Raw genomic sequence first — 10850 nt, 5'->3', positions numbered from 1 at the left:
TGTAAGCGCTGTGAGGCGTTGAGCTAACCAATACTAATTGCCCGTGAGGCTTGACCATATAACACCCAAGCAATTTGACTACTCGAAAGAGCATCAGATTGCGGTGTGTGAAGACGAAAGAACCGAAAGTTCGAACCTCACAAAACACCGAAAGCTGTCACATACCCAATTTGCTGAAGCGAGGCCGACCGGTCACGACTCAGTACCCGAATTTCTTGACGACCATAGAGCGTTGGAACCACCTGATCCCATCCCGAACTCAGCAGTGAAACGATGCATCGCCGATGGTAGTGTGGGGTTTCCCCATGTGAGAGTAGGTCATCGTCAAGATTAAATTCCGAAACCCCTATCTGCGTATGCAGGTAGGGGTTTTGTTTTTGGCGTCCCTGTAGGCGCGAGCTCGCTCGCGAAAAAACCGAGAGCGCTGCGGGGCCTCAGGTTTCCCGCGTCATCATTGGCGTTCTTCGCGAGCGAGCTCGCTCCTACAATGAAGCCAATCGCCTTCAATGCTAAAGTCGTCCCTCGAATTTGTATTATCCAAGGAAGCCTTTATGCCGGACGCGACGTCCCTCAGTGCTGGTTTTATGGTGGTTCACGGCAACCGCCTGGACGAGTTGCGCAGCCTGGTGGTCAGCTGGATGCGACGCTACCCGCTGGCTCCCCTGGAGAACGAAATCGCGTTGGTGCAAAGCAATGGCATTGCCCAATGGCTGAAGCTGGCACTGGCGGAAGATTCTGAAGAAGACGACATGGGAGGCTGCGGCATCGCTGCCGCCATTGACGTGCAGTTGCCCGGCAGCTTCATGTGGCAGCTCTATCGCATGGTCCTTGGCCGTGACGAAATTCCGGTCAAGTCCCTGCTCGATAAAGCCCCACTGACCTGGCGTCTGATGCGCCTGCTGCCGCAGTTGATCAATCAGCCGCACTTCGAGCCGCTGCAGCGTTTCCTGACCCATGACACCGATCTGCGCAAGCGCTATCAATTGGCTGAGCGTCTGGCGGATCTGTTCGACCAATACCAGGTGTACCGAGCCGACTGGCTCGAAGACTGGGCGGAAGGTCGCCATCAAACAAGAAACGCCAGGGGTGAAGCCAAACCCCTGACCCCGGCCAATTGCTGGCAGGCAGAGCTATGGCGCGCACTCTTGCTGGATGTGGGAGAAGAAGGCATGGCGCAAAGCCGTGCCGGTGTCCATCAGCGATTTGTCGAGCGTATCAACCATCTCGAAGCAGCCCCCAAGGGGTTACCCTCGCGAGTGATCGTTTTCGGGATTTCTTCGCTGCCTGCACAAGCCTTGGAAGCACTGGCGGGACTGGCACGGTTCAGTCAGGTTTTGCTGTGCGTACATAACCCGTGTCGTCACCATTGGGCGGACATCGTCGCCGATAAAGACCTGTTGCGGCATCAATACAAGCGTCAGGCCCGCAAAAGCGGCATGCCGGTAGTGATCGATCCGCAAACCCTGCATCAGCATGCGCACCCGTTGCTGGCCGCATGGGGCAAGCAGGGGCGGGACTATATCAACCTGCTCGACAGTTATGACGATCCCAACAGCTATCGTTCGGCATTCCGCGACGGGCGCATTGACCTGTTCAGTGACGGTCAGCCGCTGAATGTGCTCAACCAGTTGCAGGATGACATTCTCGAATTGCGTCCCCTCAACGAGACCCGGGAGCGTTGGCCGGCTATCGATCTGCAGCAGGACGAATCGATCCGTTTTCACATCGCCCATAGCGCCCAGCGAGAAGTCGAGATCCTCCACGATCAACTGCTCGCGCGCTTCAGCGCCGACCCGACATTGCGGCCCCGAGACATCATCGTGATGGTCCCGGACATCGACAGCTACGCACCGCATATTCGTGCCGTGTTTGGTCAGCTTGACCGCCAGGATCCTCGCTTCATTCCGTTTACCCTGGCTGACCAGGGCCAGCGTGGTCGCGACCCGCTGTTGATTGCAGTCGAGCACCTGCTCAAGCTGCCTGACAGCCGATTCCCCGTCAGTGAGATTCTCGATCTGCTGGACGTCCCGGCACTGCGTGCTCGCTTTGGTGTCGAGGAGCGTGACCTGCCGACGCTGCACCGCTGGATCGAAGGTGCCGGCATTCGTTGGGGCATGAATGCCGAGCAACGTGCCGGGCTCGGACTGCCCAATGAACTGGAGCAAAACAGCTGGCGCTTCGGCTTGCGACGGATGTTGCTCGGTTATGCCGTTGGCAGCGCCGATGCTTATGAGGGTATCGAGCCCTACGACGAGATCGGTGGTCTGGACGCTGCGCTCATCGGTCCGCTGGTTGCGTTGCTGGACGCGCTGGAAGTGGCTCACCACGAACTCTCTCAGCCGGCATCGCCAGGGCAATGGGGCTTGCGCTTGCAGGCGTTGGTGCAGTTGTTCTTCCTTGCCGGTAACGAACACGATGACTACTTGCTGGCCCAGCTCGAAGAGCTGCGTGAGACCTGGCTCGAGACCTGCGAATCCGTCGGGTTGCAGGATGAGTTGCCGCTGACCGTCGTCCGTGAAGCCTGGCTTGCAGGTCTGGATCAGGGCCGTTTGTCCCAACGTTTTCTGGCCGGTGCGGTCAACTTCTGCACCTTGATGCCCATGCGCGCTATCCCGTTCAAACTGGTGTGCCTGCTGGGCATGAATGACGGCGATTATCCGCGGGCGCAACCGCCGCTGGATTTCGATCTGATGGGCAGTGATTACCGTCCGGGTGACCGCTCCCGGCGTGAAGATGACCGCTACCTGCTACTGGAAGCCTTGTTGTCGGCACGGGACCAGCTCTACATCAGTTGGGTGGGTCGCAGCATCCGCGATAACAGCGAGCGGCCTGCCTCGGTGCTGATCGGCCAGTTGCGTGACCACTTGGCCAGCGGTTGGCGAATGCTGCAAAGCGACGAGGATCTGCTGGAAGCCATGACCCGGGAACACCCGTTGCAACCCTTCAGTGCTCGCTACTTTCACGAAGGCGATGACTCGTTCAGCTACGCCACCGAATGGCAGGTCCTTCATCAAGCGGCAGAGCAGCAGCCAAGCGCCGAAGTGCTCGGGCCCCACGTTCAGGACGAACCACTGAGTCTCGGTCAACTGCAGGATTTCCTGCGCAATCCGGTACGGCACTTTTTCAGCCAGCGACTGAAGGTCTTCTTCGAGGCGGCAGAAGTGCCGTTGGCCGATGAAGAACCCTTTGTCCTGGATGCGTTGCAGCGTTATAGCCTCAGCGACCGTTTGCTCGAAGCGGCGCTGGCAGATCCTGGAAATACCGGGCAGGCACTGGAGGATCAGGCGAAGCGTTTGCAGAACAGCGGGCTGCTGCCGATGGCCGGATTCGGTGAGTGCCTGCAACGTGAGTTGATCGAGCCATTGCCTGACTTGCTGCAACGTCACCAACAGCTCCTGGCGTTGTGGCCAACACCGCTGAGCAGCGCGTTGCCCGTCAGTCTTGAGCTGCAAGGCCTGCACATCGAGGGCTGGCTCGGCGGCCTGCATCAGCGTGCTGATGGTGGTTTGTTGTCTGTCACAACGATCCCCAACAGCATCGGCTCGATCAAATCGCGCAAATGGCATCGACTGACACGCCCTTGGGTCAATCATCTGATGGCTTGTGCCAGTGGCATGGCGTTGACCACCGCATTGGTGGCCAGCGACGACAGCCTGTTGCTCGGTCCGCTGGACAAGTCCACGGCGCGGAAAATTCTCGGTGACCTGTTGATGGCCTGGCAGTCGGGGATGCGCCAGCCTCTGCCGATCGCGGTCAAGACCGCCTTCGCGTGGCTGGGGCAAACCGACCCGGTCAAAGCCGAAGCCGCTGCGCGCAAGGCCTATGAAGGTGATGGGCAGACGACGGACGGAGAGCGTCGCGAAAGCCCGGCGCTCGCTCGCCAGTTCGCTGATTACGATGCCTTGGTGGCCGACGAGACGTTCCCCCAGTGGTGTGACGCGCTCTATCGCCCGCTTCTTGAAGCGCCCTGGCGTTCCCTGTCCAGCGAGGAGTCGCGCTGATGAGCACGAAGACACCTTTGGCCCTGGCATTCCCGCTGCGCGGCAGTCAACTGATCGAAGCCAGCGCCGGGACCGGCAAGACGTTCACCATTTCCGCGTTGTACCTGCGTCTGGTGCTTGGCAACGGCGGGGAGGACAGTGGTTTCGGGCGTGAGCTGTTGCCGCCGCAGATCCTCGTCGTGACGTTCACCGACGCCGCTACCAAAGAGCTGCGCGAACGCATTCGCACGCGGCTCGCCGAGGCCGCACGCTTTTTTCGCGATGAAACACCTGCCCCCGACAGCCTGATTGCCGAGTTGCGTGATCAGTACTTGCCCGAGCAATGGCCCGGATGCGCAAACCGCCTGGATATCGCCGCCCAGTGGATGGACGAGGCGGCGGTGTCGACCATCCACAGTTGGTGCCAGCGCATGTTGCGCGAGCACGCATTCGACAGCGGCAGCCTGTTTACCCAGACCCTGGAAACCGACCACAGCGACTTGCTGGGGGAAGTCCTGCGCGATTACTGGCGGCTGTTCTGCTACCCGATGCAAGGTGACGCCTTGAATTGGGTGCGCAGCAATTGGGGCGGACCGGCGGCGCTGCTGCCACGGATTCGTGCACTGTTCGCCAGCGAGCGGGATACCCTTGAAGGGAAAGAGCCCGCCGAAGTGATTTCGCAATGCTTGCAAGAGCGAAGGGCGGCCCTGATCGAACTCAAGAAGCCCTGGCTGCAGTGGGCGGACGAGTTGCTTGCGATCTGTCACCAGGGCGTTGCCGGCAAGGCTGTCGACGGTCGCAAGATGCAGGCACGCTATTTCGAGCCCTGGTTTGAAAAGATCAAAGCCTGGGCCGAAGACGAATCCCTCGAGCAACTGGATATCGGCACCGGTTTCACGCGCCTGACCCCTGATGGCATGGCCGAAGCCTGGAAGGGCGAAGCGCCTCGACATCCGGGGCTCGATGGGATGGCCGGGCTCAAGGCCTGTCTCGATGGGCTGCCAACGCCTGATGCCGCCGTACTGCAACATGCGGCCCGCTGGGTCGGGGCACGATTCGAGGAGGAGAAACGCCGCCGCGCGGAAATGGGTTTCGACGACATGTTGCTGCGCCTTGATGCGGCCTTGCAGTCCGATGGCGGCGAGCGACTGGCAACCCTGATTCGCGAGCAGTTTCCGGTGGCACTGATCGATGAGTTCCAGGACACCGACCCGGTGCAATACCGGATCTTCGAGAGCATCTACCGCATTGAAGAGAACAGCCCCGAGTGCGGTCTGTTCCTGATCGGCGACCCGAAACAGGCGATCTACGCTTTTCGCGGCGCCGACATCCATACCTACTTGCGCGCCCGCCAGGCCACCACTGGCCGCCTGCACACCCTGGGCACCAACTTCCGCTCAAGCCATGGCATGGTCAACGCGGTGAACCATGTGTTCGCGCGCGCCGAAGCCCGTGAGTCAGGACGCGGCGCGTTCCTCTTTCGGGAGAAGAATGGCGACAACCCGGTTCCGTTCACGCCGGTTGCCTCCCAGGGCCGCAAAGAAGTCTTGCGCATCAATGACCAGGCAATCCCTGCCTTGAACATCTGGCACTTGTCGGCCGAACAACCGTTGTCCGGTGCGGTGTACCGGCAACATCTGGCGGCTGCCTGCGCCAGTGAAATCACGGCATTGCTCAATGGCGGGCAGCAGGGGCAAGCGGGATTCACCCAGGACGGCAAAGCCTTCAGGGGCCTGCTACCGGCGGACATCGCCATCCTGGTGCGCGATGGCAAGGAGGCGCAGGCGGTTCGTGCGCAATTGGCCGCCCGTGGTGTGCGCAGTGTTTACCTGTCGGACAAGGACTCGGTGTTCGCCGCCCAGGAGGCGCATGACGTGCTGACCTGGCTCAAGGCCTGCGCCGAGCCGGATGTCGAGCGACCGCTGCGGGCTGCGTTGGCCAGCATCACGTTGAACCTGTCGTTGACGGAACTGGAGCGTCTGAATCAGGACGAGTTGGCCTGGGAGTCCCGGGTCATGCAGTTCCGTGGCTATCGCGAAGTCTGGCGCAAGCAGGGCGTACTGCCGATGCTGCGACGCTTGCTGCACGACTTCCGTTTGCCCCAGGCTTTGATTGCCCGCAGTGACGGCGAACGCGTTTTGACCAACCTTCTGCACCTTTTCGAACTGCTGCAACAAGCCGCCGCTGAACTCGATGGCGAGCAAGCCTTGATCCGGCATTTGTCCGAGCATCTGGCGTTGTCCGGGCAGGCTGGCGAAGAGCAGATCCTGCGTCTGGAAAGTGATGAGCAATTGGTCAAGGTCGTGACCATCCACAAGTCCAAAGGCCTTGAATACCCCTTGGTGTTCCTGCCGTTCATTTGCTCGGCGAAACCAGTGGATGGCAGTCGCCTGCCGCTGCACTACCACGATGAATCCGGCAACGCCCAAGTCACCTTAAAGCCGACGGCAGAATTGATTGCCCTGGCTGACGATGAGCGTCTGGCCGAGGATCTGCGCTTGCTCTATGTCGCCCTGACCCGGGCGCAACACGCCTGCTGGCTGGGGGTGGCCGACCTCAAGCGCGGTAACAACAATGGCTCGGTGCTGCATCTGTCGGCATTGGGTTATCTGCTGGGCGGCGGTGCGCCGTTGGCCGAGTCCCCGGCGTTGCAGCGTTGGCTGCAGGATCTGCAACAGGACTGCCCGGCGCTGGTGTATGCCGAGATGCCTGAAGCAACAGCAGAGCATTATCAGCCACCGCAAAACGATGCGGCGCTGCTGGTTCCGCGGGTTCCGAAACGCAAGGCCAGTGAAAACTGGTGGATCGCTTCCTACAGCGCGTTACGCATTGGCGACACCCTGAGTGTCGGCACCGACGAGGCGCCGGAGAGCCCGCAGGCGCAAAAACTGTTCGATGACGAACGCCTCGATCCGCAGGCCCCCAGGGAGGTGGTTGCCGGTGGTGGTGATATCCATCGCTTCCCGCGCGGCCCGAATCCCGGCACCTTCCTCCATGGCTTGCTCGAATGGGCAGGGGGCGAGGGTTTTGATGCGGCACCACACGAGGTGATCGACGCCATTGCCCGTCGCTGTAACCGTCGAGGCTGGGAGGGCTGGATCAGCACCTTGAGTGACTGGCTGCAGCATCTGCTCAAGTCGCCGTTGCAACTGGGCGCCGGTCAGGCACCGGTGGTATTCGGCCAATTGACGCAGTATCAGGTCGAGATGGAGTTCTGGTTCGCCAGCCATAAGGTCGATGTGCTCAAGCTCGATGCGCTGGTGTGCCAATACACCCATAACGGCGTGGCCCGGGTGGCCGCGGAACCGGTGTTGCTCAACGGAATGTTCAAGGGCTTCATCGACCTGACGTTCGAACATGACGGCCGCTATTACGTTGCCGACTACAAATCCAACTGGCTCGGCGTCGATGATGCGGCCTATACCGCGCAGGCCATGGAACAATCGATTCTCGACAACCGTTATGACCTGCAATACGTGTTGTACCTGTTGGCCCTGCACCGCCAGCTCAAGGCGCGGCTCGCCGATTACGACTACGACCGGCATGTCGGCGGTGCGTTGTACCTGTTTTTGCGCGGTACGCGTGCGGCCAGCCAGGGTGTGTTTTTCGCCCGCCCGCCAAGAGAGCTGATCGAGCGTCTGGACAGGTTGTTCCAGGGCAAGCCAGAGCCCAAGGCCGAACCCGCTTGGGAACAGGGAGTACTGTTATGAGTCGCACATTCGCCGATTTGTTGCCCACATCGCTGGCAGCCGAAAGCCTGGTCGATCTGGTGCCGCTGAGTCGTGCCGACGACTTGCTGTTGTTGCTCACGCGTTGGGTCGAGCGTGGCTGGTTGCGCGCGCTGGACAAAGCCTTTGTGGCGTTTCTACATGAACTGGCACCGGAGGATGATCCGTTGGTGTTGCTGGCAGCCGCGCTGACCAGCCACCAATTGGGTCACGGGCATGTCTGCCTCGACCTGTTCGAGACGCTGAAAGAACCGGACTTCGCCCTGTCGCTGCCACCCGAAGGTGACGTGCAAGGCGGCGCGATGTTGTTGCCCTCGCAATTGCTGGGATCGCTGGACGGTGCTCATTGGTGCAAGGTGCTGGCCGCCAGCAACCTGGTCGCACTGGCTGCTGACAGTCGTGACAACGTGCGTGACCGGCCTTTGGTGTTATCGGGCAAACGCTTGTACCTGCGCCGCTATTGGGCCTACGAGCGGCGGATCGACCTTTCGTTGCGCGAGCGTTTGACGGAACACGAATCCACGCCGATCGACTTGCTCCAGCGTCTCACCGGGTTGTTTGGTCCTGCCCGGCCTGGTGACGTGATCGACTGGCAGAAGCTGGCCTGCGCCCTGGCGACACGCAGCGCCTTCAGCATCGTCACTGGGGGGCCGGGAACCGGCAAGACCACCACCGTCGTGCGCTTGCTGGCGTTGCTCCAGGCGCCGGCGGTCGAGGCCGGCATGCCCCTGCGCATTCGTCTCGCCGCACCGACCGGCAAGGCCGCGGCGCGTCTGACAGAATCCATCAGCCAGCAAGTCCGGACCTTGAAGGTTACGGAGGACGTTCGGGAAAAGATTCCGTCCGACGTCACCACCGTTCACCGCCTGCTCGGCAGCCGGCCCGGGACTCGTCATTTCCGGCACCACGCGGGCAATCGCCTGCCGCTGGATGTGTTGGTGGTGGACGAGGCCTCGATGATCGACCTGGAAATGATGGCCAACCTGCTCGACGCCTTGCCCGCCCATGCGCGCCTGGTGCTGTTGGGGGACAAGGATCAACTGGCTTCGGTAGAAGCCGGTGCGGTACTGGGGGATCTGTGTCGCGACGCCGAGGCTGGCTGGTACAGCCCGCAGACGCGCCAGTGGCTGGAAGCCGTCAGCGGCGAGAGTTTGCAGGCCAGTGGATTGCAGGAGGACACGCAGGGCGCTCATCCACTGGCCCAACAGGTCGTGATGTTGCGCCATTCCCGGCGATTCGGTGAAGGTAGCGGTATTGGCCAACTGGCTCGTTGGGTCAACCAGCAGCAACCCGAAGAAGCACGCAGGTTGTTGTCTGCGCGAAGCCATGACGATGTGTATGCCTTGTCCCTCAAGGGGGAGCAGGACCGGGCCCTGGAGCGCTTGCTGCTCGAAGGCCACGGTGAAGGGCCGCAGGGTTATCGGCACTACCTGAGCCTGCTGCGCAATCAGCGCCCGGCGCTCGATTGTCCGTTGGAAGATTCACGCTGGACCGACTGGGCCCGGGAGGTGTTGCAAGCCTTCGACGCGTTCCAGTTGTTATGTGCCGTGCGCAAGGGGCCGTGGGGTGTGGAGGGCTTGAACCAGCGAGTCACGGACGCCTTGCTAAGGGCACGCCTGATCGACAGTGACCAGCAGTGGTACGAAGGCCGTCCGGTTCTGATGACCCGCAATGACTACGGCCTGGGTTTGATGAACGGCGATATCGGCATCGCCCTCAAGCTTCCGGAGCGTGAGGGCCCCGAGGCCGGCAAGCAGGTTCTGCGTGTCGCCTTTCCGCGCAATGACGGCCAGGGTGGCGTGCGCTTTGTCCTGCCGAGCCGGCTCAATGATGTCGAAACCGTGTACGCCATGACCGTGCATAAATCCCAGGGCTCGGAATTTGCCCACACCGCGTTGATTTTGCCTGACGCCTTGAACCCCGTGTTGACCAAGGAACTGATCTACACCGGGATCACCCGGGCCAAGAACTGGTTCACCTTGATCGAGCCCCGCACAGGGGTGTTCGAAGAGGCGGTGAGGCGCAAGGTCAAGCGCTTGAGCGGGTTGATGCTGGGGCTCGGCGCCGACTAGTCGGCGAACAGCATCTCCCGGCTTTCACCCATCAGCAGTCCCTGATTGCGCTCGGTCACCTCGCGGATGTAATCCCACAACAGGGTGATCCGCTTGAGCTTCCTCAAATCCTCCCGGCAGTACATCCAGAACTGTCGGGTGATATTGATTTCCTGCGGCAACACCGGCAGCAGGCGAGGGTCCTGAGTGGCGAGGAAGCATGGCAGGATCGCCAGTGAGCGTCCTTGCTGCGCGGCCACAAATTGCGCGATCACGCTGGTGCTGCGCAGGTTGGCGCTGGCGCCGGGTAGTACGTTGGCCAGGTACAGCAGCTCCGAGCTGAACGCCAGGTCGTCGACGTAACTGATAAACGAATGTTTGGCCAAGTCTGCCGGTCGGCGGATCGGTGGGTGGTTGTCCAGATAGTCCTGGGTCGCGTACAGCTGCAATCGGTAGTCGCACAGTTTGCAGCAGACGTACGGTCCATGCTCCGGGCGCTCCAGGGCGATGACGATGTCGGCCTCGCGCTTGGACAGGCTGATGAAATGCGGCAGCGGCAGGATATCCACCGAGATGGCCGGGTAGGTGTCGACGAAGTGGCTCAGCTGCGGCGTGATGAAAAAGCTGCCGAAGCCTTCGGTGCAGCCCATGCGCACATGGCCGGACAGCGCCACGCCGGACCCGGAAACCTGCTCGCACGCCATGTGCAAGGTACTTTCGATCGACTCGGCATACCCCATCAACCGCTGGCCTTCGGCGGTCAGGACAAAGCCGCTGGTCCGGGATTTCTCGAACAGCAATGTGCCCAGCGCCGTTTCCAGGGAACTGATGCGCCGCGACACCGTGGTGTAGTCCACCGCCAGGCGCTTGGCCGCGGTGCTGGCCTTGCGGGTGCGGGAGACTTCCAGGAAAAACTTGAGGTCGTCCCAGTTCAACGAGCCGAGGGAGGTGATGTTTTTTTGCATGTTGGACCGGTTTTTATGTGCGTTCTTATCAGAAGTTTGCACATCTATACTCCAAAAACAGCCCGTTAACCAATTCGCGGCGCATGCCTCTTCTCAAGGCGACTATTTCGCCTTGGCTCCCAAGAT

The 10850-nt window shown here is 61.1% G+C and carries 4 protein-coding genes and 1 rRNA gene; 4 read left to right on the top strand and 1 reads right to left on the bottom strand.

Annotated features, from left to right (window positions below; genetic code table 11):
• Window positions 1-214 precede the first annotated feature (214 nt).
• The 4 genes from rrf to recD all read left to right on the top strand — a co-directional run bounded on the left by rrf (window position 215) and on the right by recD (window position 9780).
• Window positions 215-330: ribosomal RNA gene (gene rrf, locus AC1RS8_RS09435) — 5S ribosomal RNA — on the top strand.
• A gap of 221 nt (window positions 331-551) precedes the next feature.
• Window positions 552-4001 carry an exodeoxyribonuclease V subunit gamma gene (gene recC / locus AC1RS8_RS09430; protein ID WP_489339700.1) on the top strand — a complete coding sequence of 1150 codons (3450 nt, stop codon included), beginning with the start codon at window positions 552-554 and terminating at the stop codon, window positions 3999-4001.
• Window positions 4001-7690: an exodeoxyribonuclease V subunit beta gene (recB, locus tag AC1RS8_RS09425; protein WP_489339701.1), complete on the top strand. Its 3690-nt coding sequence runs from the start codon at window positions 4001-4003 to the stop codon at window positions 7688-7690. Before recC ends, recB begins: the two co-directional genes overlap by 1 nt.
• A complete protein-coding gene (recD, locus tag AC1RS8_RS09420) occupies window positions 7687-9780 on the top strand; it encodes an exodeoxyribonuclease V subunit alpha (protein WP_489339702.1) in 2094 nt (697 codons plus the stop codon). Before recB ends, recD begins: the two co-directional genes overlap by 4 nt.
• On the opposite strand, the gene AC1RS8_RS09415 is transcribed toward recD, so the two are convergent.
• Entirely contained in the window at window positions 9777-10724 is a 948-nt protein-coding gene (locus tag AC1RS8_RS09415; protein ID WP_057716520.1) for a LysR family transcriptional regulator, read from the bottom strand. The two genes, recD and AC1RS8_RS09415, sit on opposite strands and share 4 nt — an antisense overlap.
• Between the last annotated feature and the right edge of the window lie 126 nt (window positions 10725-10850).

This window comes from Pseudomonas sp. GW821-FHT12A04, assembly GCF_058807755.1.
This window is presented reverse-complemented; position numbering and strand designations above follow the sequence as displayed.